The organism is Paracoccus alkanivorans (genome assembly GCF_003697785.1).
GTDB lineage: Bacteria > Pseudomonadota > Alphaproteobacteria > Rhodobacterales > Rhodobacteraceae > Paracoccus > Paracoccus alkanivorans.
Genome location: NZ_QOKZ01000013.1, coordinates 1 through 25,626 on the forward strand (window position 1 = coordinate 1; position 25,626 = coordinate 25,626).

Below are 25,626 nucleotides of genomic sequence, written 5' to 3' on the forward strand. Positions count from 1 at the left end.
CGCCCCGGGCCCGCGCCGCACCCCCCGCAACGAGACCGAGGAACGCCTCGCCGCGCTCTTCGCCGAAATCCTCGGCTGCGGCACCCCCGGAATCGATGACAGCTTCTTCGCGCTCGGCGGGGATTCCATCTCCTCCATCCAGCTCGTCGCCCGCGCCAGAAAGGCCGGCATCACCCTGACGGCAAGACAGATCTTCCAGAACCCCTCGATCGCCGCGCTGGCGCCGCTGGCCGAAACCTCCGAACAGGACGGCCGCAGCCCCGGAAACCCCGTCGGCGATTTCCCCGCCACACCGATCATGCGCTGGCTGCAGGAGCAGCCCGGCAATCACGACAGCTTCCACCAGGCCATGCTGCTGCGCGTGCCCGCGCATGATCCCCGGGTCTTCGAGCATGCCATCGCCGACATGCTGGAGCTGCACCACGCCCTGCGCCTGCGCCGGGATGGCGAGACCATGATCATCGACCCGCCCGGCAGCACCGCCGCCAGCGAGTGCCTGACAATCCTCGCCCCCGGCGAGGACCCCACCGCCGCCGCCGAACGGGCGCTGGCCGAGCTGTCTCCCGGCCACGGCCGCATCCTGCGCGCCGTGCTGGCCCCGGATCCCGAGAGCAGGCCCGAGAGCGGGGAGACCCGCCTGCTCTGGCTGGCCATCCACCACCTGGCCATCGATGGCGTCTCCTGGCGCATCCTGCTGCCCGATCTCGCCGCCGCCGCCGAGGCCCGCGCCAGCGGCCGGGCGCCGGAACCCGACCCGGTGCCGACATCCTGGCGCGACTGGGCCATGGCCCTGCCCGAAGCCGCCGCCAAACGCCATGGAGAGCTGGCCTTCTGGCAGGACATGGCCCCTCCGGCCGCATGGCCCGCCGGGCCGCTGGACCCCGAGCGCGACACCACCGAAACCCGCGGCAGCCTGATCCGCGAATTGCCCGCAGACATCACCCGCTGCCTGCTCACCCGCGCGCCCCAACGCATCGGCGCCGGCGTCAACGATATCCTGCTGGCCGGCTTCGCCATCGCCCTGGCCGGATGGCAGGCCGCGCGCGGCCTCGATCCACGCACCGCCGCCTTCGAGCTCGAGGGCCATGGCCGCGAGCCGCTGCTCGACGGCGCCGATCTCAGCCGCACCCTCGGCTGGTTCACCAGCCAGTTCCCGCTGCGCCTGACCCTGCCGGAAACCGGGACCGGCAGCGGTGACGACGCGCTGGACCGGGTGCTGAAATCGGTCAAGGACCAGTTGGCGCGCCTGCCCGGAAATGGCGAGGGCTACGGCCTGCTGCGCCATCTCACCCCCGAAGGCGCGGCGCTGGCCGGACAACCCGCCGCATGGGCCGGCTTCAACTATCTGGGCCGCCTCAGCGCCGCCGGCACCGAAGCGCAGGACCGCCTCTGGCGCCCCGCGGAAGGCGTCATCCCCGCCCCGCAGCCGCCCCGGCCCCGGCCGCTGGCCCGGCTGCTCGATCTCAATGCCGTCACCGAGGACCGCCCGGAAGGGCCGGTACTGGTCGCCGACTGGTCATGGGCCGCCCGCCATCTGGGCCGCGACGACATCGCCGACATCGCCGGGCGCTGGTTTGACGCGCTCAGCCGCATCGCCGCCCTCGCCGAGGCCCGGCCGGAACGCGCGCTGACCTGCTCGGACGTGGCGCTGACCGGGCTGGACCAGCCCGCAATCGACGCCCTCGCCGCCCGGATGCCGCTGGCTGACATCCTGCCGCTCTCGCCGCTGCAGCAGGGCTTCCTGTTCCATGCCAGCTATGACGACGAGGCCGCCGGCGCCTATATCGTGCAGATGGTCTTCACCCTGGACGGGCCGCTGGACGCCGAACGGCTGCGTGGCGCCATGCGCGCCATGCTCGCCCGCCATCCCAATCTCGCAGCCCGCTTCGTGCTCGCCGGCGAGCGCATGGTCCAGCTGATCCCCGAACAGCCCGACCTGCCATGGCTCTGCCACGCCCCGGACGGAACCCCGGCCGAACGGCAGGCCGAGCGCGACGCCATCCTCAACGCCGACCGCCACGCCCGCTTCGATCTCGAAAACGATCCCCCGATCCGCGCAACGCTCATCAGGGAAAACAACCGTAAACACGATATCGCAATAACAACTCATCATATCGCTATCGATGGATGGTCCAGCCCGATCATGCTGCAGGAGTTGATGGCTCTCTATGATGATCCACAGGCCTTCGATGGACGGCCCGCTCCGCGCTACCGCGATTATCTGGCCTCGATCATGGCCAATGACGAGGATGCCAGCCTGATGGCATGGCGCGATCATCTGGCAGGTCTGGAGGCTCCGACGCGGATCGCACCGGAAACCAATGGTCCGCCGCAACCGGAATTGTGCGAGCGGTTAATCGCGCCGGATGACTGGCAAAGCGTGGCCGGCGCCGCGCTGGCCGAAGGGGTGACTCCGAGCACGCTGGCGCAACAGGCTTGGGCGATGGTGCTGTCGCATCTGACAGGGCAGACGGATGTGAGCTTCGGCGCGATCGTCTCGGGCCGCCCGCCCGAGGTGGCCGGCATAGAGGAAATGGTTGGCCTGTTCATCAACACCGTCCCGATGCGGGTGCGCCTGAAGCCCCAGGAAAGGCTGGCAGCAACGGCGCGGAGACTGCAGGAAGAACAAACCGCGCTCGGCAGCCATCATCATATCGCCCTGCCGCGTCTGACGCAGGAAATGCGGATGGGCGAATTGTTCGATACTCTTCTGGTTTACGAGAACTATCCGGTCCGGGCCGCAGACAGTCCGGATGAAGAGCCGCAGGACGCTTTGCGCATCAGTGCCGCAGGCAGCCACGGCGCAGCGGTAACGCATTATCCCCTGGGCATGATGATCGTGCCGCCATCCCGACCGGGCGAGGCCGCAAAGCTGACACTGAGCTATCGCGCCGATCTGTTCGGCGAGGATTATGCCCAGAGGGTCCAGACCTTGTTTTCCCGCGCGCTGATGCTGTTAGCCAAGCGGTCCGATCTGTCCTGCGCGGATGTCTGCCTGGAGGATGTGCCACAGGGCGCCCCGGGCCGTGAGCGCAGCGACCCGCGCATGGTCACGGATCTGTTCGCCGAGCAGGTGGCGCGCAATCCGAACGCGATCGCGCTTGGCTGGGAAGACGGGTTGATGAGTTATGCACAGCTTGACGGCGACAGCGACCGGCTGGCCTGGCATCTGGTGCAGTTGGGAGTACGGGCGGGCGATATCGTCGGCATCTCACTGCCGCGAGGCCCCGAGATCGCTATAGCCATGCTGGGCGTGTGGAAGGCCGGTGCAGCCTATCTGCCGCTGGATCCCACCTATCCTGCCGCCCGGCTGAAGCACATGCTGACCGATGCCCGGCCCCGGCTAATCGTGACCGATCCCCGAACGCGCCAGCTTCTGCCTTCGGGCGATTGGAGCGCGGTGATGGTGCGGGGGACGCATCTGGCGAGCGATGCTGGCGGGAGGCCAAAACCCCGCCGCAGGCTGAGCGCGGAAAGCCCGGCCTTCGTGCTCTATACCTCCGGCTCGACCGGTGCGCCGAAAGGTGTCGTCGGCACCCACGGCACCATCGCCGAAAGGCTGACCTGTCCGCTACCCGAAGCAGATGACGCGGAGACCCGGATATATGCACACAAGACCACGCTGAATTTCATCGATGCGATCTACGAGTTGTGCTTGCCGCTGCTGCATGGCGACCGGGTCGAGATCGTGCCGCATGACGATCGGGGGGATGTGGATAGCATCGCATCGGTGATCGAAACGCGGGGCGTCACCCGGATCGTACTGGTGCCATCGCTGTTGCGCGCGCTGCTGGATCTGCCCGATGCCGCTCGGCGGCTGGCAAGCTTGCGTGTCTGCGCCTCCAGCGGCGAGGCGCTGCCCGGAGAGTTGGCGGTAAAGTTCCGCAAGACGCTACCACGCGCGAAACTGCTGAATGTCTACGGCACATCCGAGATGTGGGACGCGAGCGCTGGCGAGGCTGGACACGATCAGGACGCGGCCAGCGGCGTGCCTATCGGCGAGGTTCTGGACGGGGTGGGCACGGCCATCCTGGACGGTTTTCTGCGTCCGGTCGCGACCGGTGTCGCAGGTGAGCTCTATGTTTCGGGTCACGGCGTCGCGCAGGGCTATCTGAACCGGCCGGACCTGACGGCCGCCCGCTTTGTCGCCAGCCCTACCGGCGGGGGCCAGCGGATGTACCGCACGGGTGATCTGGTGAGACGGCGGTCCGATGGCGGGCTGGATTACCTGGGTCGCGCCGATCAGCAGATCAAGATCCGCGGCTTCCGCATCGAGGTGGACGAGATCGTAGCATTGCTGATGAAGCAGCCCGGTATCAGTCAGGCGATTGCGGCAGCGGTTCCGTCACCGCGCGGCGGCAGCGACCTGATCGCCTATGTGGTCGCGACCGAAGGCGCCAGGCCCGATCCTCGCGTATTGCGACAGGCTCTGGCCCAGCATCTGCCGCGCAACATGGTGCCATCGGCGGTAATGATGGTCGACCATCTTCCGCTTCTACCCAATGGCAAGGTGGATCGCGCGGCCCTGCCCCGGCCCGAAATCCAGCCGTCGCGGCCTCCGCAAACCGACCTGCAGACACGGCTTTGCGCAGCCATGGCCGAGGTCCTGTGCCTGCCGGAAGTCGGCATCGACGACGATTTCTTCGAACTGGGCGGTCATTCGCTGCTGGCGGCACGGCTGGCTGCGCGGCTGCGCATGGTCACCGGCCGCACGGTCGGTGTTCGCGCCATCTTCGAGGCCCCGACCGTCCAGCAACTGGAACAACGGCTGAGCGAGAGCGAGGATCGCTTCAGCGACGATCCGGTGCTGAGCTTTCCGCCGGTAGGCCCATATGCCGGCCCGGCCCCCGAACCACTGTTTTGCCTGCATCCAGCTGGCGGGATCGGCTGGTGGTATCGCAACCTGCCAGCGCAACTGGGTCGCGGCCGCACGATTCATGCCTTGCAGGGTCCGGAATTCTGCGGCACCGGCAACCCCGCCACGATGGAGGAGGCCGCCGCAGAGTATCTCGATCGAATCGAGACCATTCTCCCGGCCGGACAGTTGCATCTGCTGGGCTGGTCCTACGGCGGCGCGCTGGCATTCGAGATTGCGTTGCAGGCGCAGACCCGTGGCCGCGAGGTGACGACGCTGGCGCTGATGGATGCCTTCCTTCTGGCCGGGCTGCCGGGTTTCGACCCTGCCGCGAACGACAAGAGCGCGGGTCAGGTGCTGGCCGATCTGTTGGCCGTGACAGGCCGCTTGACAGCGGATTTCAACTGCGTCTCACCCGATTACGAACGGGCAGCCGAGGCGCTTCACGGCACGATCCTTGGCGGTCTGGACGCCGCGATGCTGGAACGCTTCGTTCAGGCCAGTCGTGCCGATGTCACCCGGTTAGGCCATTACCGCCCGGCCGGTCACTTCAACGGCAGGCTGATCTATTTCGATGCTGTCGGAGACAAGCAGGAACCCGATGGCAGCGGATCGGAGCTGTTCGCCCGCCACGCGTCGGGGCTCGCCCGTCATCCGGTCGCCTGCCGCCATGACGAAATGGGACATCCGCAGCATCTGGCCGTGATCGGCCGGCTGCTGTCCACGGAGTACGGGCTGTGAGCGGAACGCCGCATCCCGCACCGCGATCCAGCCGTCGGATCGCGCCTTACGCCCTGACGCAAGGGTCAGGGCATATCTCAAGCGCAATAGGAGAACATCATGAGCAATCCCTTCGATGACCAGGACGGAATCTTCCTCGTGCTGGTGAACGATGAGAACCAGCACTCGCTCTGGCCCGAATTCGCTGCGGTCCCCGAGGGCTGGCGCTGCGTCTTCGGTCCGGAAAGCCGTCCGGCCTGCGTCAGCTATGTCGAGACCAACTGGACCGACATGCGCCCCGCAAGCCTTATCGCGGCAGAGGCAGAGGAGGCCGCCTGAACCCGCTGGTCGAGGCGCGGGGCCGCAGGATCGCGGCTCAGCGCCAGAGGATCGTCGCCACATGCCCGGCGGCGGTCCTCTGAAGCGCCTCGAACACGGTTCCGGTCGCCCAGCCGGCGCCCCAGTCCTCGGTCAGCGTCAGCATGACACGGACCGGCGCGGCCGCCCCGTCCTTTTGCCAGCCGATATGTGCAGCGGAAAAATCCCGAAACTGGCGCGTCAGGGGATACAGCGCCTTGTAAAGCGCCTCCTTGGCGGAAAAGGCGCAGGTGACTTCGTGCTCCAGCAACAGGCCGGAATGCCCGACAGGCTGTCCCGGCATGATCTCGGGCGCGATCTGCACCGCGATCTCGGCGGTTACGATGCGTTCGAGGTCCAGCCCCAGCAGCCGCGCGCAACCAACGGGTGCCACAAGGGCAGCCGCGGTATCATCGCTGTGACTGATGCTGCCCAGCCAACCCGGGGGCCAGTCCGGCAGCCCGTCGTCGCCGATGCCCAGCGCCGCCGCACCCCGGAACCCGGCCTTGCAAAGCGCCTCTTGCGCGGCGATCCGCCCGGCGGCGAAGGTCGCTTGCCTGCGCTGAGCGCAACGGCGGATGGGTTCGGGCAGTTCCACCGCAGCCGCGTCGCCAACCGGAGCGAATGCCAGTGCGCCGCCCGGCGGAAGTGGCAGGTCGCTCGCGGCACGCGCCAGCACATCGGTGGGTGTTCCGGACAAGCTATCGCCTTTCTTCATCGCTGCCGGATGCCCGGCGCCATCCCCGCGCAACATTGCAAATCGGAGACATAACATGCAACTCTTCCTGTTCCCCTATGCAGGCGGTTCGTCGCGTTCCTTTCGCGGCTGGCCAGAGGCTCTGTCCGGCTGCTGCGATGCCATTCCCTGCGACACGCCCTGCACCAGCCGACCCTATATCGACCCGCCCGAACCCCTGACGATACAGGACATGGCCATGCGGCAGGCGATGCGACTGGCACGGCATCCCGGCCCCTTCGCCATTTTCGGTCATTCGATGGGAGCGCTTGTCGCCTTCGAGACGGCCTGCCATCTGCGCCGCATGCGCGCGCCGATGCCCCGGCTGCTGATCCTGTCGGCGCATCGGGCGCCGCATCTGCCATCCCGGCGCGACGCCCTGCACATGCTACCCGATGCCGATTTCGACGCACGGCTCGCGACCTATTCCGGCACTCCGGACGAGGTCTTGCAGGATGCCGAGATGATGGAGCTGTTCCGCCCCCTGCTACGGCGCGATTTCGCGGCCTGCGAAAACTATCGCCTGACCAGCGGACCGCCGCTGGATATCCCCGCTCTTTGCCTTGGCGGCACCGAGGATCCCGACATCCCTCCCGAGGATCTGTCCGCGTGGTCACAGCATTTCACCCGCCTGCCAGGTCTGGGCCTGCTTCCCGGCGGACATTTCTATTTCCGCGATTCATTCCCTGCACAGGTTATGCATATCAAAGGTGCGCTGTGGGGACTGAATCCCGACAGAGCTGGTCGGCGGAACCTTCCTCGGCAGTTCGGGACCGGTTCCCATCCGATCAATACCGGCGAACACAGTCGGCAGCGGAAAGAAATTCGATTTTAGGGCGGTGTTTGAAATGGGGCTCATCATCGGAACCCGGCCGGGATCAGACGGTCGTTCCCGCCGCCCTCTCATTGGACACAAGCCCCTGCGAGGCGCGTGAACCACAAGAGCTTCCTGAGTTGTGGTCCGCAACTCCACGCCAGCCACCGCCAGAATCGAACAGACAACGCGGCCGCAATCTCGGCATCTTCCCGGATCGGTACCCTATCGGCGTTGGTACAGGTTCGGCAACCGCATGGCGAAGGTCCGGATAAGGCTGGTATCCAGCATCAATTCGCCAAAGCCTTTCTCGGCGATCCTTCGGCAAAACTCGCCTAACTTGCGATATATCGTAAGATCGTATGCCCTTTTGCAGCTTACCCGTGAGAGGTGGTTCGCCCTGCATTGGCAGCTTTCAACGAGGGCTGCTCGGAGAGCGGTCGGAAGGGCTTGGTCAGAACCTATGGAAAGATCGAGGCCCTCGGCTACGACTGCGCGGTGATCGCACCATCACTGATCCCGCACCAGCCCGACGAGTGCGTGAAAACGAGTCGTCGCGACGCGGTCAAGCTGGCCCGCGTTTAGGCTCAAGACCCATTGATCGGCTTAAGGCTACTGCTGCAGCGTGATTCAGGCCCAAACTGACGGGGGTGATGATGAGCAACCCTTTCTGGCTAACTGACGCACAGATGGGCCGGCTTCGGCCGTTTTTTTTTCCCAAGAGCCATGGCAAGCCGCGCGCCGATGACCGGCGCGTTCTTAGTGGCATAATCTTCATCAATCGCAATGGTTTGCGGTGACGCGATGCCCCCAAGGAATACGACCCGGCCAAGGCGCTCCGCAACCGCTGGAAACGATGGGGCGAGAAGAACATCTTCGCGAGCATGATGAACGGCCTTGCGTTGGAGGCAGCGGTTCCGAAGACAGTGATAGCTATCGCCCTGGTCCCGGGCAGGGAAAGGCGTTTCTCAAGAGGATCATGCAAGCGGCACATATCCCGGGTCTCGGCGAAGCCATCAGCTCCTTACTGTGGGTACGTGCCGCGTTGGTCGAACAGATCGAGGAAATGAACCGCCGTTTGCACATCATCGCCAGCCAGTCACAGACCTGTGAATTCCTCATGAGCATCCCGGGCGTCGGTGTGTAGACATCTGCAGCCTTTGCGGCGGCAATCGATGAGGTCGGGCGCTTCCGACAATCACGCAATGCAGATGCGTATTTCGGCCTGGTGCCCCGACGTCATCAGTCGGGTGAGCTCGACTGGACCGGCAGGATCACCAAGCAGGGCGACAACACAGTGCGCAAACTGCTGTACGAAGCGGCCAGCTCGATCCTTACCCGCAGCCGAGGGACTTTTGCCCTCAAGACATGGCCATGAAAATTGCCAGGCGCCGCGGCCTGAAGAAAGCCCGTGTTGCGTTTGCTCGCTGCCTTGCGGTGATCATGCATGCCATGCTGCGCGACGGTACCTTGTTCCAAGCATAAGATAGGGTAAAATTCGTTTGCCAGCGGTGAGCCGTCAAAGCTGATCCGAAGGTGGTATCCCGAGAGGGAACGCCGGACGAACGATCTGCGAAGGTGGTCAGATGGACTCGCAAGCCCGCTTCGAGTCAATGCAACGTTCGCCTCTTTGAGACACGATACAGCACGACCAGCCTCGGTTCGGTCAGTGTGGACAGATCCGTCAAACCCTCAAGGGATCAACACCGCCTGCGCTCTGCGATTGCGGATCGGACTCTAACCGCCGAAGAGCTGAAGGTTTCGTAAGACATAAACCTGAGCGGCCTCTGGAGGCGAGCCTGTGCCTGGCGTGGCGGAAGCTCAGTTCCAGTACAGACACTATCCGGCGGTCGAGATTGCCCGGCTTGCGGTCGATCGAGGCATTGTAGATTCGGCCTCAGGCAGCACCTCGTTGACCTCAACGCGTGACTCCATTGCCTCGGCCAAAGGCGCCGTTCCCGGTGCTGTCCGCCAAGCCGCTACCTTGCGGACCGCGGCGTCGAACTTGCCGCGCGAGGTGCCATCGAGCGTGATCCCAAAGCTCTTGAGAGAATGGTCGTTGTCCCCTCCCGGCACCTGCGTGAAGACGGCAAATTGATCCATCTCGTCGCAGGCGACGTCACCGATCAGCGATGGACTTCCCGAATCGTCCAGCACAGGGTTAATGCCAACATCGATGGCGATCACTCCGGGTTTGGCAGGATAGCGCGATTGGCTTGGAAAACAGGCCTCGCCGCCACTTCAGCATCAGATTTTGCGCGATTCAGTCGGGCAACGTCGAGCCGGCCTTTCAACCCGATACATACGACTCCGATCGAATGATCGCCTGTCGCGGCTTCGACGGAATAGCGGTGACCCACGACGTGAAGCAGGACAAGTCCGGCCTCGGTCAGGACGAAACCCTTGGCGCGGGTAACACCCGGATCATCGGCCAGCGCCTGCGCCAGCCTCCGGACATCGATAGGCCGGCCCGGTGTCAGGACCAGGCTGGAGAACTGACCATGCGCATCTGCGGCCGGCTTACGGCCACGGGCTGGGACCGGCAAGGCACCGACAACAGCGGAAATCGGCACCTCGCCGTGACTTACGGGCAAGAGCCGCGCTTGCGGTGCCTTGCTACGCAACCAGTCGAGCAGCCTGCTCCGCTCCTCGTTCGTCACCAGGTCCGATTTGGTCAGCAACATGATATCGGCCTGAGCAAGCTGCCGGAGGATCGTGTCGCCAAGGTAGGGATCCGTCGCGTTCCGGCGGATCTGTTCCGCGTCTGCCAGAACGACGACGGCATCGGCGCGCAGGCCATCGACAAGACCCACCGACGCGATGATCGAACCAGGCAGGGCCACACCTGAGGCTTCGATCAGCACGTGATCTACAGGAGGATCCAATGCCTTGATACCGTCCAGCGCGCCGATCAGATCGCTGCCGAATGCGCAGCAGACACAGCCGCCGGAAATAGAGATCACCCCGTTTCCCTGCGCCTCGATCAATTCGGAATCGATCGGCAGCTCGCCGAACTCATTCACCAGCACGGCAAGGCGCCACCCCTCGTTATTGCGCAGCAACTGGTTGATAAGCGTGGTTTTCCCCGCACCCAGATATCCAGCAATGACGGTGACCGGTAACCTCATCAGATATCAGCCGCTGCAAAGACACGACCGCCCTGAACGGTCCCCCAGACGGAAACATCCTTCAGCGCGCTTGCCGGAACGGCCGTCGGGTCATCCTCGAGAATGGCGAAATCAGCACGCTTGCCAACCTCGATCGAGCCGATCAGGTGATCCATCTTCATGGTGATCGCCGCGCCCAGGGTGATCGCGTGCAGCGCCTGTGCAACCTCTATCCGTTCGCCTTCGCCCTGTATCCGGCCGGAGGCGGTCAGCCGGTTGACGGCGGCCCAGGCCGTGAAGAGCGGTCCGAGCGGTGTCACCGGAGCGTCCGAATGGATCGTCATCGGCACATTGGCGTCCAGCGCGGTCCGGCAGGCATTCATACGTTCGGCCCGTTCTGGTCCGACGGTCAGGGCGTAATGCTCGTCACCCCAGTAATAGTGGTGATTGGCAAACAGGTTCACGCACATTCCCAACCGGCCCATCTTGCGGAACTGGGCGGCCGAAGCGAGCTGACAATGCTGCAAGGTAAAGCGGTGATCGAAATCGGGATGTTTCCGCAGCGCCGCCTCCAGAGTTTCGATGGCGAGTTGCGTGGCCTGATCTCCATTCGTGTGCGTATGGACCTGCACCCCTGCGGCCAAGGCACGCTCGTAAATCTCTGCCAGTTGATCTGGCGCGACATACCAGAGCCCGTTCTCCGACCCGTTGTAATAGCCGGGCCATTGTAGCCGCGCCGAAAAGCCCTGGATGGACCCATCCGCAATGACCTTGATCCGGCCCAGGTCAAGCCGTTCGGTACTACGCTCCCTAAGGGACCGGGTGTAATCGACCAGTTCCGCCGGTGACATGCCGAAATTGATCCGGAAGGCAACCAGACATGCTGGGAAATCATCCGCATTGGTAACGTCGGTGAACAGGTTCACCAGATCGTCGTTCAGTTGCTGCCCCAGATCCGACGAGGTGGTGACGCCGGCACGGACGCATAACCTGCCGTAATTCCTCAGCCCGTTCGCATCCGCTGCCAGAAAGGCGCGATCCATGCCGACATGCTTGCCTGCCGGCATCATGATTTCGGGGCTTTTCAGCTCTCCGGTCGGCAGCCCGTCCCCGGCCAGCGGAATGCCGGGGTGGTCATTGCCTTGCCTGAGCAACCCCGCCAGTTCCAGCCCCCTGGTATTGACATTCAGGATATGCCCCGAGGCATGCATGATGCCCACCGGTCGCGTGACCGAGACGCGATCCAGATCCGCCCGTGTCATGCGCACATTGTCCATATAGATCGGATCCAGGCCCCAGCCCAACAGCGGCGCGCCGGGATCGTCCATTCCGACCTCGATCTCTTTCAGCCTTGCGACGACCTCATCGATGGATTTCAGCCCCGGCCAGGTCTTGCCGTCGGGATCCATGCGGTCGAACCAACCGACATAGGTGAATTGCCATAGGGCACCTTCCATACTGTGCCCATGCCCTTCGATCAGGCCCGGCATCAGGAACTTGTCGGCGAAACGATCATCGATGGTGCCAGGCCCCCAGCCCTGCAACTGTTCGAGCGTCCCGGCCCCCAGAATACGCCCGTTCCGGACCGCCACATGCGTAACCACTGGTTGGTTCGGGTTCATCGTGATGATCTTTTTCGCGGCATAGATGGTGGTGTGCATCAGAGTTCCCGTCTGGCGATATATCGAGTCGCAAAAAGCCTAGGACGCTTTCTTCTTTCGAAAAAATAGATTTATCTAAGGGTAAATCCCTTTTTTTTGATGGAATGGCACTCATGCTCAACTACACGCTGAAGCAACTACGCTATGTCGAGGCCGCGGGAAGGCTCGGCTCCATCTCCAATGCGGCGATCGAACTGGCCATCTCGCAAAGCTCGATCACCGCCGCGATAGACACATTGGAGGACGGGCTGGGTTATGACCTGTTCATCCGCACCCCCGCAAAGGGTATCCGCACGACGCCGCAGGGGGCCGAGGCTCTGACATTGATCCGGCGCTTCATGCATCAGGCCCGGCATTTCGAGGCCGAGATGCAATCGGTCTCGGGCGCGACGCGGGGCGCGCTCCGAATCGCGTGTTACGCCACCGCCGCCCCCGCGTTCCTGCCCATCATCCTGCGCAGCGTGACCGAAACATTCCCCGAGATCTCGATCACCGTGCTGGAGGGATCGCTCAACCAAATCGTGGATTATCTGAACGAGGGCGAAGCCGACCTGGCGTTCTCCTACGAGCAGTTCAGCGATCCCCGGCACAGATTCGAGCCTCTGTTCGACGCGCCACCCTATGCCATCGTTCCCCGTGACGATCCGATTGCCGGGGCGGGCATCACGACATTGGCGGAACTGGCCAAACGCCCGCTGGTGCTGCTGGATTTGCCGGGTGCCCGGGAATATTACATGAGACTTTTCGAAACGGCGGGACTAACGCTTAACGTAGCACATTCGACGCGCTCGTCCGAGATACTCAGGGCACTGGTCGCGGGCGGCTTCGGTGCCTCTTTCCTCAATATCCGACCACTTGATTACCGCGCGGATGAATCGGGCTATCGCATCGTGCCAATCATCGATGGAGGGAAACCGCCAACCTTCGGCATCGTAACGATCAGCGCCTCCAACCCGCCAAGATTCGTCAGGGCATTCATTCAGAACTGCATTGAATTAAAAGAGAAAAAGGCATTCACCAATCTCGTTGTCAAAGTATCCACTAAATAATGTAGTATATCCGCTTAATTTATCAGTTTTTTGATACAATCATGCTGCGTTAGGCTCCGGTGCAATAACAGATCGCGAAAATCGCGACAGGTCATGCAACCGGGAGTCCTCGACGTGAATCTGAAGATGAGAAGCTTTCTTGCTGCCGCCATGGTCTCGGCCCTGGCTTTCGCTCCTGCCTCGGCGCAGGACACTTCGAAACAGGGCGGAACCCTCGTGGTTTCGCTGCCCGGCGGAACGCCCCGCTCACTGAATCCCGCAGTCCAGTCAGGTGTCGCTACCGGCTTTCCGGGAACGCAGCTTTTCACCGCCCCCCTGCGCTATGACGAGGACTGGACGCCCCAGCCTTATCTTGCCAAAAGCTGGGAGGTCAGCAAAGATGGGCTGAAAATCACCCTGAACCTGCAGGAAAACGCCACCTTCCACGATGGAAAGCCGATCACTTCGGAAGACGTGGCCTTCTCGGTCGAGGTGATCAAGGAATACCATCCCTTCAAGTCCATGTTCGAACCGGTGACCAGTGTGGACACGCCCGACGAACATACCGCCGTCCTGAACCTGTCTCGTCCGCATCCCGCACTGATGCTGGCGATGTCCGGGCAGCTCATGCCTATCATCCCGAAGCATATCTATGGCGACGGACAGGATCCGAAAAGCCATCCCCGGAACAATCAGGACGTGGTCGGGTCCGGCCCGTTCAAGCTGGTGGAGTTCAAGCCCGGCGAACATGTGATCCTTGAACGTTACGAAGGCTATTGGGAAGAGGGCTTGCCCTATCTCGACCGAATCGTGGCCCGGATCATCAATGACAGCTCGGCGCGGGCCATCGCGCTGCAGAACGGCGAGATCCAGATGTCCACCTTCGAGAACGAACCAACCATATTGTCCCGCCTGAAGGACGTGGAGGGACTGACCCTGACCACGGATGGCTATGGCGGTGTCGGACCTATCGACTGGCTGGCCATGAACACCACGCGCGGGCCGCTGCAGGACGTAAAGGTGCGGCAGGCCATCGCCTATGCCATCGACAAGAATTTCATGCTCAAGGCGCTGCTGCGCGGAACCGCGACAGAGGCGAGGACGGGCATCCATCCCGACAGCCCGTTCTACAATCCCGATGTGAACACCTATGAGTTCGACCTCGACAAGGCCAATGCCCTGCTGGACGAGGCGGGCTATCCGATGAAGGACGGCAACCGGTTCGAGTTGAACATCGAATTGCCGGGTTTCCCGGGCTACAAGCCGCAAACCGAGTATGTGAAGGCAGCGCTGGCCAAGGCGGGGATCACAGTGAATGTCCGTTCGCATCCGGATTTTCCCAGTTGGGCCGAGGCGGTCGGATCGATGCAGTTCGACCTGTCATTCGACAGCGTATATAACTGGGGCGATCCGGTAATCGGCGTCAATCGGACCTATCTGTCCTCGAATATCGACAAGGGTGTCTGGTCGAATACGCAAGGTTATTCGAATGCGCGCGTGGACGAGTTGCTGAACATGGCCGCGACGGAGAACGATCCCGAAAAGCGCAAGGCGCTCTACAAGGAGTTCCAGGAGATCGTTGCCGACGAAGTGCCGATCTACGTCACCAACGCCGTGCCCATGCACACGATCTATTCCGACAAGGTGGGCAATCCGCCCCTGGGTATCTGGGCGTCCAGTTCTCCCTACGACAAGGTCTATCTCAAGGACTGACGACAATACCAACCCGCTGCGGCCTCCGGGCCGCGGATCGTCCCCAGGCTACGGCCAATTAGACGGAGGTAGGTACCTTGCACTTGTTGCGCACCACAGCAATCAGGCTTTTCTACGCTGTCATACTGTTGATGGCGGTACTGCTGCTCAACTTCACGATGATGCATCTCGCACCCGGCGACGTGGCCGATACGATCGCGCAATCGATGGGCGGGGCGGATGAAAAGGTCCTGGCCCGGATCCGCGCCGATTACGGGTTGGACCAGCCGTTCCTCGTGCAGCTTGCCCGCTATATGGGCGGAGTCCTGAGTTTCGACCTGGGATATTCCTACTATCACAACGCACCGGTGACGCAGTTGATCCTGCAGCGTCTGCCGGCGACGCTATTGCTGGTGTTCACGGCGCAGATACTGGCGCTGATCCTCGGGGTGATCCTGGGCGTGATATCGGCACGCAGGCCGAACGGCATCCTGTCCCATTTCGTTACCTTCTTCGCCCTGTTCGGATATTCCGCCCCCGTCTTCTGGACCGGTATCCTGCTGCTCATCGCATTCTCGTTGAAGATCCAGTGGTTCCCGGTTTCCGGAATGCGTGATGTAACGATTGTCGGCGGATTCTGGACCCATGCGCTGGACATTGCCCGCCACATGGTGCTGCCGACCCTGACGCTAAGCTCCATCTTTCTCGCACTTTATTCCCGGCTCTCGCGCGCGACGATGATGGAAACCCTCGGATCGGATTACGTGCGCACGGCGAAGGCGAAGGGACTTACCCAACGGCAGGTGATCTATAAGCATGCGTTGAAGAACGCATTGTCGCCGGTGATCACGCTGGCCGGCCTGCAGTTCAGTGCCGTCGTATCCGGCGCGGTTCTGGTCGAGACGGTGTTCGCATGGCCCGGCCTGGGGACACTGGCCTTCGAGTCGATCCTGGTCCGGGATACCCCGACGATCCTGGGCATCCTGTTCTTTTCGGCACTGATGGTGATCATCGGCAATCTGCTGACGGATTTCGCCCTGCGCCTCGTCGATCCAAGATTGAGGGCACGCGCATGAGTGATGAAACCCTTCACATTCCCGTCGAAAAGGCCCGGTCACCGCTTGCCGAGGCATGGGAGATGTTTCGCCAAAACCATCTGGCCATGGTCGGATTGGCAATACTGATCCTGATCGTGCTGGGCGCGATATTCGGACCACTGATCTATCCGACCGACCCGTATGAGATGGTGTGGGCGCCGTTCTCTCCGCCAGGACAAGAGGGCTTTCTTCTGGGTACCGACTATCTGGGCCGCGATATCCTGTCGCAGCTTTTGAATGGTGCGCGGGTGACGCTGATCATCGGACTGGCGGCGGCCTTCGTCACGGTAGCGATCGGTATCACCGTCGGGGCGCTGGCAGGGTTTTACGGCGGCGCCATCGAGGAAGCCCTGATGCGTTTCACCGAGTTCTTTCAGGTGCTGCCGACGCTTCTGTTCTCGATGGTGATCGTATCGCTGTTCGGAGCCAGCCTGCCGATGATCACCTTTGCCATAGGCGTGGTAAGCTGGACCGCCGTCGCCCGTATCACCCGCGCCGAGTTCCTGCGGATCCGCGAGATGGATTACGTGATGGCCAGCCGCGCCTCCGGCGCACCGGGCATGCGGTTGATGTTCACCGTGATCCTGCCCAATTCCCTGCCTCCCATCATCGTGCAATCGGCGCTGATGGTAGGCTCGGCCATCCTGTTCGAAGCCGGGCTCAGCTTTCTCGGCTTGACTGATCCGAATATTGTCAGCTGGGGTCAGATCATCGGGTCGAACAGGCAATATATTCTGGAGGCGGGATATACTGTCACCATTCCGGGTCTAGCCATCTTCGTCACGGTTCTGGCCATCAGTCTTGTCGGCGACGGGCTGAACGACGCGCTGAATCCCAAACTGAGGAAACGCTGATGGAGCCGCTTCTGAAGGTCGAAAACCTGCGGATCGAACTGAAGACCCGGGCCGGAGTCGCGCCAGTGATCGACGATCTGAGCTTCGAGTTGGGGCAAGGCGAAAGCATCAGTTTCGTCGGCGAATCCGGCTGCGGCAAATCGATGACCGCGCTGGCCATCATGGGCCTGTTGCCCGAAGGGATCGGACGTGTCGCATCGGGCCGCATCCTGTTCGGGGGCGAAGACCTGACAGCGGCCTCGGACCGCCGTCTGAGGGATATCCGCGGCAATGAGATCAGCATGATCTTTCAGGAGCCGATGACTTCGCTCAATCCGGTCTATACCGTCGGTGAACAGATCGCCGAAGTGCTGCGGGCGCATCAAGGCCTGGGCCAGAGGGCCGCATGGACCATGGCGGCCGAATTGCTGGACGCGGTGCGCATCCCGAATCCCGGAAGGCGGATCGACGACTATCCCTTCCAGATGTCAGGCGGTCAGCGTCAACGGGTCATGATCGCCATCGCGCTGGCCTGCAAACCCAAGATCCTGATCGCGGACGAACCCACCACGGCGCTCGACGTCACGGTTCAGGCGCAGATCTTCGATCTGCTGCGCGACCTGCGCGCGCAGACTGGCACCTCGATCATCATGATTACCCATGACATGGGCGCGGTCGCCGAAATGGCCGAGCGGATGATCGTGATGTATGCCGGGCGCAAGGTCGAGGAGGGACCGGTTGCCGATGTGATCGCGCATGCGCGGCATCCTTATACCCACGGGCTGATCAGTTGCGTGCCGCATATCGTCGCCAATCTGACCGAAGAGCGCGAGGAACTGACCGAGGTCCCCGGGATTGTTCCCGGACTTGGCGAGTTCGGGCAGGATATGTGCCTTTTTTCCGCGCGCTGTCCGAGGGTGACCGAAAAATGCCGCAGTGCCCGACCGCCGGAAGCGATGCTTGGCGGCAGCCAGGTCTCGGCCTGCTGGCACGCGGAGGAAGTATGATGCCAGAGCTTCTCGATGTCCGGAACCTCTCTGTCCGTTTTCCGGTAGGCCGCAAAGGAACGGGCTGGGGTCAAACGAGCTACCTGACCGCGGTCGACGATATCTCCTTCACGGTCCGCAAGGGAGAAACGCTTGCGATCGTCGGGGAATCCGGCTCTGGCAAGACCACTGCAGCGCTCGCCATCGCACAACTTGTCGCCGGCGAAACGAGCGGCGAGGTGGTGCTTGACGGGCAGGACATCATGCCTGCCGGCCGCGACCAGTTGCGGGCGATGCGCCGCAAGGTGCAAGTAATCTTTCAGGACCCTTATTCCTCGCTGAACCCACGCAAACGCGCCGAGGAAATCGTGCGTGAACCCCTGGACAACCTGACCAACAAACCGGCCCGGGAAAAGCGCGAAATCGTTGATCGACTATTCCAGGCCGTGGGCCTCAGGCCCGAGCAGAAACGGCTTTTCCCGCATCAGTTCTCGGGCGGTCAACGCCAGCGCATCGGCATTGCCCGCGCCCTGAGCACCCAGCCCGAGGTAATCATCTGCGACGAGCCCGTCTCGGCACTCGACGTGGCCGTGCAGGCGCAGATCCTGAACCTGCTTCGCCGTCTGCAATCGGAATTCGGGCTGACCTATATCTTCATCAGCCATGACCTGGGCGTCGTCCAGCACATGTGCGACAGCGTGGCGGTCATGTATATGGGTAAGATCGTCGAACATGCGGATCGACTGGCGCTGTTTAACAACCCGCAGCACCCCTATACGGCCGCGCTTCTTTCAGCCGTGCCGTCGATCGATCCAACCTTGCGCGATCACAGCAAGCGCATTCTTATACCAGGGGATCCGCCAGATCCCCTGAACCTTCCGGCAGGTTGCCGTTTCGTATCGCGCTGCCCGGTCGCGCAACTCCACTGTCGGGAACTTGTGCCAGAGTTGACCGGAAACGGCACGGAGCATCTCACAGCCTGCCATCTGGTTGACGCAGACCTTGTCTCGCCTATGCAGGCGGTGAGGGAAGCAGAATAGGGTGATCTGCACAGATATGTCCGGATTGTCGTCAGAGGTGGTCGATCTGTTGTAGGATGGGTGCCGCCCGATCACGGGAAAAGCGGAGCGAAGGCTGTCCCGCCACTGGTCCAAAGGACGACCCGAACGCGGCCACTGACGTGCCCGATCAGGCTGGGCCCGGCCCATCCGCGCGGGATCGCATGGAAGGGGGCTGGTGGCTGGCTGATCTTTTCGCAGGCCCGGTATGTGAACTTCTCGCGCGCGGTCTGGATCGCCCTCCATCGCCGCAGGATCACTTCCAGCGTCTCGGTGACATCTTCGCCCATCTTCACGAGACGTCCTAGCCACAGCAACTGCGGGTTTCGGGGCCTCGACGACAGTCCGTTCGCGCGGGCCGGGTGATCGGGGAACGGCTTGCACACGGATGGCGGCGTGTGAGGCTGCGCACAATGATCGGGCCTTGTGAGATGCCTGTTCGGCGGCCAGGGCATCCTCGGTGGCCGACGTTCCCAGTTCTTCAAGCTGCAGTTCCAATTGATCGACCAGCCGGGCGCCCCATTCCGACGAGGTGCCATATTTGTCGCGGCGCAGTTTGGCGATCTCAAGCTTGACATACTGCTGATGACGGGACCGATCCCGGGAGTGGAACCCAGGATATCGGCTGTTGTGGCAAGTTGATCATCCGAAGCGACGGCCCGCAGCGGTCACGATGTAATCGTGACTTTCCATCGTTTTCTTCGGACATGGGCGCGACGGCCAATCGCAGAAGTTCACATGCTTCGGGATCAGGCCTATGAATCCGGACGAAATCCCAAACTGCGCCCCAGCTTGGAGGCGAAAAATTCGCCGATCAGGCCGCGGCGAAACAGCAGCACGCAGGCCATGAAGACCAAGCCGGTAACGATTGTCACCGGGAATTCCGAAGTTGCCAGATAGTTCTGCAATGTCACGACCATTCCGGCACCGATGATCGGCCCGGCCAATGTGCCTATGCCACCCAGAAGCGTCATCAGGATCACCTCACCCGACATTTGCCAGGTTACGTCGGTCAGGGTAGCAAACTGGAAGACCAGTGCTTTCATGCCTCCAGCCAATCCGGCCAGCGCTGCGGACATCACGAAGGCCCCCAGCTTGTAGCGATTGACCGAATAGCCCAGTGATATCGCTCGCTGTTCGTTCTCGCGGATCGATTTCAGGATCATTCCGAAAGGCGAGTTGACGAAACGCCAGATGATCAGAAGCCCGATCACGAACACCGCGAGAACGAAATAATACATATTGCTTGCATCGTGCAGATTGATCAGTCCGAAAAGTTTGCCTCGCGGCACCGACTGGATCCCGTCCTCGCCATGGGTGAAACTGGCCTGAAGGCAGAAAAAGTAAAACAGCTGCGCCAGCGCCAGTGTAATCATGGCGAAATAGATCCCCTGGCGGCGAATTGCGATAGCGCCCATGATCAGGCCCAGCAAGGCCGCCCCCGCAACGCCCAGAAGGATCCCTGCTTCCGGCGACCAGCCCCAGATCTTCACCGCATGGGCGGTGAAATAGGCGGCACCTCCGAAAAAACAGGCATGGCCGAAGCTGAGAAGCCCGGTATAGCCCAGAAGCAGGTTGAAGGCCGACGCGAAAAGCGCGAAGCACAGCAGCTTCATCAGGAAAATCGGATAGAACAGATGCGGCGCGAGTAGCAACCCCGCCAGAGAGACCATGATGATCGCGATCCGGATTCGCTTCGCCCGCGGATGGGCACTAGCCAGTCCGCTCTGCACGGGTTCGGATTTTCCTGTCATATCAAGCATCCTTTCCGAAAAGGCCGGCGGGTCGCAGGATCAGCACGATCGCCATGATGACGAAAATCACGATGCTCGACGCCTCCGGATAGAAGACTTTGGTCAATCCCTCCACGATTCCCAGCATGTAGCCGGTGATGATTGCACCAAGAATCGAACCCATGCCGCCAACCACCACGACCGCGAAGACGACGATAATGATCTGCGACCCCATCAGCGGGCTGACCTGATAGATCGGCGCCGCGAGCACGCCGGTAAAGGCAGCCAGCCCTGCCCCGAGCGCATAGGTCAGCGTCAACAGCATCGGCACGTTAACACCGAAACTCTGCACCAGTGTCGGGTTCTCGGTCGCGGCGCGCAAATAGGCGCCCAGCTTGGTCTTCTCGATCATCAGCCAGACCCCCAGGCAAACAATCATCGAAGCTATCACAACCCATCCCCGATAGAGCGGCAGAAACATGAAGCCCAGATTCACCGCGCCTTGAATCGGCTGCGGATAGGGCATGCCGGACGCGCCAAAAAAATAACGGAACGTCCCCTCTATGGTCAGTGCCAGTCCAAAGGTGAAGAGCAGGCCATAGAGATGATCCATCTTGTAGAGCCGCGACAGCATCGTGCGCTCTACCACAGCCCCGAGCAGGCCCACGATGACCGGCGCAAGGACCAGCGCAAGCCAGTAGTTGATGCCAAGACCGCTCAGGAGCAGCAACGTAACGAAAGCACCCAGCATATATTGTGCGCCGTGAGCGAAGTTGATGACCCGTAGCAGGCCGAAGATGACCGCCAGACCAAGACTCAGCAGCGCGTAGAACGAGCCGTTGATCAGGCCGATCAGAAGCTGGCCCATCAATGCCTGAACGGGAATGCCGAAAATCATCGTCATGTCATACCCCCAGTTCCCGATGTAGCAGGCCGGTCTGCCGGGGTAGGTCCGAGACAGGGAACTCGACCTTCATCCGGCCGTGATCCATCAGGTAGAAACGGTCGGCGACTTTGGCGGCAAACTGGAAATTCTGTTCGACCAGCACTACGGTCATGCCTCGCTGCTTCAATTGCCGCAGCACGTCGCCGATAGCGTTTATGATAACCGGAGCCAGGCCCTCGGTCGGCTCGTCCAGCAAAAGGCACCGCGCGCCGGTTCGCAGGATCCGCGCCATGGCCAGCATTTGCTGTTCTCCGCCCGACAGCTTCGTGCCCTGCGAATTGCGGCGCTCCTTCAGATTCGGAAACAGCGCGAAGATTTCATCGACGGACATTCCGCCATCGGCCACTTTCGGCGGCAGCATCAGGTTCTCTTCCACCGACAGGCTGGCGAAAATGCCGCGTTCCTCGGGCACGAAGCCCAGCCCCGCGTGGGCAGTCTTGTGCAGCGGCACGGATATCAGATCCTTGCCGGCGAAGGTGATTTGACCGGTGCGCTTGCGCAGGATTCCCATGATCGTGCGCAAGGTGGTGGTCTTTCCCATACCGTTGCGGCCAAGAATGCAGACCATTTCGCCTTCATTCACGGACAGGTCGACCCCATGCAGGACATGACTTTCGCCATACCAGGCATGAAGCTCCGAAACTTCCAGAAGCGGCGCGCTCATGCGTCGTTCCCCATATAGGCGGTGCGCACGCGAGGGTCGGCCGAGACGGTGGCGTAATCGCCTTCGGCGAGTATCTCGCCCCGTTGCAGAACGGTGACCTGGTGACAGATATTGGCGACCACGCTGAGATTGTGCTCGACCATCAGGACCGCCCGTTCGGTCGCGACATTGCGAATGATATCAGCCACCATCGCTACATCCTCCTGTCCCATTCCGGCCATCGGCTCGTCCAGAAGCAGAACCTTCGGCTCCAGCGCCAGCGTCGTCGCGATCTCCAGCACCCGTTTCCGGCCATAGGACAGATCGGCCGCACGATGGTCACGCCAGCCGGCGAGGCCCAGCTCGTCGATTAAAGCATCGGCCCGGGCATCCAGCCGATCCAGAGAGGACAAGGGCAGCCAGAATTGCCTTGCCAGCCCACTGGGGCGTTGAAGCGCGATTTTGACATTCTCGCGCACAGTCAGATTCGGGAAGACGGCCGAAATCTGAAACGACCTGACCAGCCCCATCCGGGCCACCTTGGCGGGCGGTGTTCTGGTGATATCGCTGCCCAGAAGCTCGATCCGGCCCCGGGTCGGCTGAAGGAACTTGGTCAGCAGGTTGAATACGGTGGTCTTTCCCGCCCCGTTCGGGCCTATCAATGCGTGGATGCGCCCATGATGGATGTCCAGATTGACATCATTGACGGCAGTGAACCCGGCAAATTCCTTGACAAGGCCGCGGGCGGACAGCACCACCCGCGACTCTTTCTGCTCAACGGCGGCATCGATCATTGTTACTTAACCAGATCGCAGCCGCTTTCGGCCGGATCCAGATAAGCCTGATCGCCCGGAATGGTAGCCAGAACTTTATAGTAGTCCCACTCCTCGGTGATCTCGTCCGGAGATTTCACCTCCATCAGATAGACATCCGAAATCATCCGGCCGTTCGCACCAACCTTGCCTTCGGTGGCGAAGATGTCATTGACCGGCATCTCGTGCAGCTTGGCCGCCACCGCTTCGGTTTCATCGGTGCCCGCAGCTTCTATCGCCTTCAGGTATTGCGTGACCGCCGAATAGGTGCCGGCATGGACCATATTGGGCATAACCCCGGTCCGTTCCATGAAGCGCTTGCCGAATTCTGCCGTTTCGGGTGTGCGGTTCCAGTAAAAGCTCTCGGTCAGGTTCAACCCTTGGGCAACCTCGGCCCCGAGGCCGTGAACCTCGGCCAGCGTGAACAAGAGCGCGGCCAGTTTCTGCCCGCCCTGCGTGATGCCAAATTCCCCCGCCTGCTTGATCGCGTTCTGCGTATCCATTCCAGCATTGGCGAGACCGATTACTTTTCCCCCCGAAGCCTGCGCCTGGAGAAGAAACGAGGAATAGTCCGTCGTAGACAGCGGGTGGCGGACTGAACCCAGGATCTCACCACCCTTCTCGGTCACGAAGGCCGAGGTCTGCTCTTCCAGAGAATAGCCGAAGGCATAATCCGCAGTCAGAAAATACCAGCTGTCGCCGCCCGCGTCGACCAGCGCTCCTCCGGTTCCGACGGCGAGAGCGTGGGTATCGTAAGCCCAGTGAAAACCGTAGGGAGAACATTGCTCGCCGGTCAGTTCCGTTGTGGCAGCCCCTGTCGTGATTGTCACCTTGCCCTTGTCCCGCGACAAGGCTTGCACGGCCAGCGCCACCGACGAGGTGGTCAATTCCATGATCGAGTCGACCTGTTCGGTATCATACCATTGCCGAGCGATGTTTGAAGCGACGTCGGGCTTGTTCTGATGATCGGCGGTGATCACCTCGACCGGCGCGTCCAATACGGTGCCACCGAAATCCTCAACCGCCATCTTGGCGGCCTCGAACGAATACTTGCCGCCGAAATCGGCATAGACCCCCGATTGATCGTTCAGGATGCCGATCTTTACCTTGTTGTCCGATATCTCGGCCAGAGCGGGCATGGCGACAAAGCCAACCGCGACGGTCGACAGTAGAAATTTACGCATTCTATCCTCCCAATGGCACGCTTCTTCCTCTGGGGATCTGTCAAAACCTCGCAGATGGGAAACGCTGTCCTGTTTGATCGATCCGGCCGAGCCTCCTTATTCGACCGTTCAGGATAGAGGATGACCGCATTTTCATTTTGACACAAGCGGACATTCAGGGTTAATTTTATTACAATTCCTGAACATTTTTGAACAGATGAGCAAACTCAACTGGGACGATCTCCGGTTTTTCCTTGCTGTCGCCCGCGAAAGGCAGATCTCGCGGGTGGGGCGGCATCTCGGCACCTCGCATGTCACCGTTTCGCGCCGGCTGAACCGGCTTGAACATGCGTTGAACATCCGGCTGTTCGAGCGCAATCCGCGTGGATATGAGCTTACTCTCGCCGGGCAGCGCCTGATCGAGACCATTGCGCGAATGGAACAGGCTGCCGAACAGATTCCCGTGGAGCAGAGCCCCACGCCCGGACGCCCCCGGCCCCTTCGTTTCGCCATGCCCGAGGGCTTCGCGAGTCTGTTCACCCGTTACCTGTTGCCTGAATTCACCGATCGCTTTCCCCTGGTCCTTCTGGAGCAGATCGCCATGCCGCAGGTGTTGTCGCTGTCACGGCGCGAAGCGGATATCTCGATCACATTGGATCCGGTCACAAACGGTCCGTATCGCTCGGAGCGAATCACCGATTACACGCTGCACCTTTATTGCACACCCGGTTATCTCGCCTCGGTTCCGCCCATCCAAAGCCGCGAGGAGCTATGCGATCACCGTTTCATCGGTTACATCGAAGACATGATATTCGCACCGGGGCTGGATTATCTGAGTGAAGTCCATCCGAGGATTCGTCCCACGATCAAAAGTTCCAGCATATTCAACCAGCTTGCAGCGATCAGGAGCGGCTTGGGCATAGGTGTGCTGCCGTATTACATGGCCTCGAAATACAGTGACCTGAGGATCGTGCTGCCCGATCAGGTTAACCTGACCCGCACTTATTGGCTGACCTGCCATCGCGATGTCCGCCAACTCAGCCGTGAACGCACGATCATCGCATTTCTGATTGATGCAATACGTGAACATGGCGATGAGCTTATGCGACATCCGGATGCCATCAACAAACCCTGAAACAGTCTCCCGCGAGACTGTTTCTGGTTTCCGCGCCGGTCTTGCCGGATGACGCTTCAAAGCAAGGGGCATGGCCATGAATGCTGCGCAATGACGCAGGCAGCGGCGTCAATCGGCCGGCTGCTCCAGCCTGACATTCGGGCCGGAATAGACCTCCTGCGAGGAAAAACCTGCTTCGTCAAGGATCAGCCATGCACCAATGCCGATGCCGATCATCGCAACCAATCCCGCCAATATCGCATTCATCGCC

General features: G+C 61.6%; 21 protein-coding genes and 3 pseudogenes. 13 read left to right on the forward strand and 11 right to left on the reverse strand.

The genetic code is table 11. The annotated features are described in order from the left end of the window. Together C9E81_RS20655 and C9E81_RS20660 are read left to right on the forward strand one after the other, a co-directional pair. Positions 1 to 5,596, forward strand: a 5,596-nt coding sequence (locus tag C9E81_RS20655; RefSeq protein WP_122114261.1) for a non-ribosomal peptide synthetase, incomplete at its 5' end; no start/stop codon positions are given. 99 nt (positions 5,597 to 5,695) lie between these two features. Further along, positions 5,696 to 5,914, forward strand: coding sequence for an MbtH family protein (locus C9E81_RS20660; protein WP_122114262.1), 219 nt, complete (start codon positions 5,696 to 5,698; stop codon positions 5,912 to 5,914). 37 nt (positions 5,915 to 5,951) lie between these two features. On the opposite strand, the gene C9E81_RS20665 is transcribed toward C9E81_RS20660, so the two are convergent. Continuing rightward, a complete protein-coding gene (locus C9E81_RS20665; protein WP_166461996.1) occupies positions 5,952 to 6,632 on the reverse strand; it encodes a 4'-phosphopantetheinyl transferase family protein in 681 nt (226 codons plus the stop codon). Positions 6,633 to 6,705: 73 nt separating this feature from the next. Between C9E81_RS20665 and C9E81_RS20670 the strand changes: the two genes are divergently transcribed. The 4 genes and pseudogenes from C9E81_RS20670 to C9E81_RS23720 all read left to right on the forward strand — a co-directional run. Beyond that, entirely contained in the window at positions 6,706 to 7,503 is a 798-nt protein-coding gene (locus C9E81_RS20670) for a thioesterase II family protein (protein WP_166461997.1), read from the forward strand. 635 nt (positions 7,504 to 8,138) lie between these two features. After that, positions 8,139 to 8,414: pseudogene (locus C9E81_RS20675) on the forward strand (transposase); the annotation flags it as partial. 47 nt (positions 8,415 to 8,461) lie between these two features. Continuing rightward, positions 8,462 to 8,629 (forward strand): hypothetical protein, encoded by a 168-nt coding sequence (locus tag C9E81_RS23165; RefSeq protein ID WP_208021243.1) that lies wholly within the window; start codon positions 8,462 to 8,464, stop codon positions 8,627 to 8,629. Positions 8,630 to 8,641: 12 nt separating this feature from the next. Further along, positions 8,642 to 8,860 (forward strand): annotated as a pseudogene (locus tag C9E81_RS23720) (transposase); the annotation flags it as partial. 461 nt (positions 8,861 to 9,321) lie between these two features. Here the strand turns inward: C9E81_RS23720 and C9E81_RS20685 are convergent. Genes C9E81_RS20685 through C9E81_RS20695 form a run of 3 tightly spaced genes read right to left on the reverse strand, consistent with a single transcriptional unit; the run spans position 9,322 to position 12,250 of the window. Further along, positions 9,322 to 9,669 (reverse strand): Rossmann-fold NAD(P)-binding domain-containing protein, encoded by a 348-nt coding sequence (locus C9E81_RS20685; RefSeq protein ID WP_122114264.1) that lies wholly within the window; start codon positions 9,667 to 9,669, stop codon positions 9,322 to 9,324. Further along, complete coding sequence (locus C9E81_RS20690) at positions 9,666 to 10,610, reverse strand: CobW family GTP-binding protein (RefSeq protein WP_122114265.1); 945 nt, start codon at positions 10,608 to 10,610, stop codon at positions 9,666 to 9,668. Before C9E81_RS20690 ends, C9E81_RS20685 begins: the two co-directional genes overlap by 4 nt. Next, complete coding sequence (locus C9E81_RS20695; protein WP_122114266.1) at positions 10,610 to 12,250, reverse strand: amidohydrolase; 1,641 nt, start codon at positions 12,248 to 12,250, stop codon at positions 10,610 to 10,612. The genes C9E81_RS20690 and C9E81_RS20695 overlap by 1 nt, the downstream gene beginning before the upstream one ends. 113 nt (positions 12,251 to 12,363) lie before the next feature. On the opposite strand from C9E81_RS20695, the gene C9E81_RS20700 reads away from it, so the two are divergent. The 6 genes from C9E81_RS20700 (at position 12,364) to C9E81_RS20725 (ending at position 18,926) form a co-directional block, all read left to right on the forward strand. Then, positions 12,364 to 13,299: a LysR family transcriptional regulator gene (locus tag C9E81_RS20700; protein WP_166461998.1), complete on the forward strand. Its 936-nt coding sequence runs from the start codon at positions 12,364 to 12,366 to the stop codon at positions 13,297 to 13,299. Between the two features lie 114 nt (positions 13,300 to 13,413). Continuing rightward, the gene (locus C9E81_RS20705; protein ID WP_243698751.1) at positions 13,414 to 14,991 is read left to right on the forward strand and encodes an ABC transporter substrate-binding protein; all 1,578 of its coding nucleotides are present in this window, start codon (positions 13,414 to 13,416) and stop codon (positions 14,989 to 14,991) included. 86 nt (positions 14,992 to 15,077) lie between these two features. Further along, positions 15,078 to 16,046 (forward strand): ABC transporter permease, encoded by a 969-nt coding sequence (locus C9E81_RS20710; RefSeq protein WP_341802651.1) that lies wholly within the window; start codon positions 15,078 to 15,080, stop codon positions 16,044 to 16,046. Further along, entirely contained in the window at positions 16,043 to 16,921 is an 879-nt protein-coding gene (locus C9E81_RS20715; RefSeq protein ID WP_122114268.1) for an ABC transporter permease, read from the forward strand. The genes C9E81_RS20710 and C9E81_RS20715 overlap by 4 nt, the downstream gene beginning before the upstream one ends. Continuing rightward, positions 16,921 to 17,907, forward strand: coding sequence for an ABC transporter ATP-binding protein (locus C9E81_RS20720; RefSeq protein WP_122114269.1), 987 nt, complete (start codon positions 16,921 to 16,923; stop codon positions 17,905 to 17,907). The genes C9E81_RS20715 and C9E81_RS20720 overlap by 1 nt, the downstream gene beginning before the upstream one ends. Continuing rightward, complete coding sequence (locus C9E81_RS20725; protein ID WP_122114270.1) at positions 17,907 to 18,926, forward strand: ABC transporter ATP-binding protein; 1,020 nt, start codon at positions 17,907 to 17,909, stop codon at positions 18,924 to 18,926. The genes C9E81_RS20720 and C9E81_RS20725 overlap by 1 nt, the downstream gene beginning before the upstream one ends. A 137-nt stretch (positions 18,927 to 19,063) precedes the next feature. Here the strand turns inward: C9E81_RS20725 and C9E81_RS23440 are convergent. From C9E81_RS23440 to C9E81_RS20755, 6 genes and pseudogenes are all read right to left on the reverse strand, one after another. Further along, positions 19,064 to 19,526: pseudogene (locus C9E81_RS23440) on the reverse strand (IS66 family transposase); the annotation flags it as partial. Between the two features lie 173 nt (positions 19,527 to 19,699). Beyond that, on the reverse strand, positions 19,700 to 20,698 hold the full coding sequence (locus tag C9E81_RS20735; RefSeq protein WP_122114272.1) for a branched-chain amino acid ABC transporter permease: 999 nt from the start codon (positions 20,696 to 20,698) through the stop codon (positions 19,700 to 19,702). A gap of 1 nt (position 20,699) precedes the next feature. Then, on the reverse strand, positions 20,700 to 21,581 hold the full coding sequence (locus C9E81_RS20740; protein WP_122114273.1) for a branched-chain amino acid ABC transporter permease: 882 nt from the start codon (positions 21,579 to 21,581) through the stop codon (positions 20,700 to 20,702). A gap of 1 nt (position 21,582) precedes the next feature. Beyond that, positions 21,583 to 22,287: an ABC transporter ATP-binding protein gene (locus C9E81_RS20745; protein WP_122114274.1), complete on the reverse strand. Its 705-nt coding sequence runs from the start codon at positions 22,285 to 22,287 to the stop codon at positions 21,583 to 21,585. After that, positions 22,284 to 23,060 carry an ABC transporter ATP-binding protein gene (locus tag C9E81_RS20750; protein WP_122114275.1) on the reverse strand — a complete coding sequence of 259 codons (777 nt, stop codon included), beginning with the start codon at positions 23,058 to 23,060 and terminating at the stop codon, positions 22,284 to 22,286. The genes C9E81_RS20745 and C9E81_RS20750 overlap by 4 nt, the downstream gene beginning before the upstream one ends. Before the next feature lie 2 nt (positions 23,061 to 23,062). Beyond that, entirely contained in the window at positions 23,063 to 24,262 is a 1,200-nt protein-coding gene (locus tag C9E81_RS20755; protein WP_122114276.1) for an ABC transporter substrate-binding protein, read from the reverse strand. A 196-nt stretch (positions 24,263 to 24,458) separates the two neighbouring features. Here C9E81_RS20755 and C9E81_RS20760 point away from each other — a divergent pair, with 196 nt between their 5' ends. Beyond that, on the forward strand, positions 24,459 to 25,376 hold the full coding sequence (locus C9E81_RS20760) for a LysR family transcriptional regulator (protein WP_122114277.1): 918 nt from the start codon (positions 24,459 to 24,461) through the stop codon (positions 25,374 to 25,376). 108 nt (positions 25,377 to 25,484) lie between these two features. On the opposite strand, the gene C9E81_RS23025 is transcribed toward C9E81_RS20760, so the two are convergent. Then, entirely contained in the window at positions 25,485 to 25,622 is a 138-nt protein-coding gene (locus C9E81_RS23025) for a hypothetical protein (RefSeq protein WP_166461999.1), read from the reverse strand. Between the last annotated feature and the right edge of the window lie 4 nt (positions 25,623 to 25,626).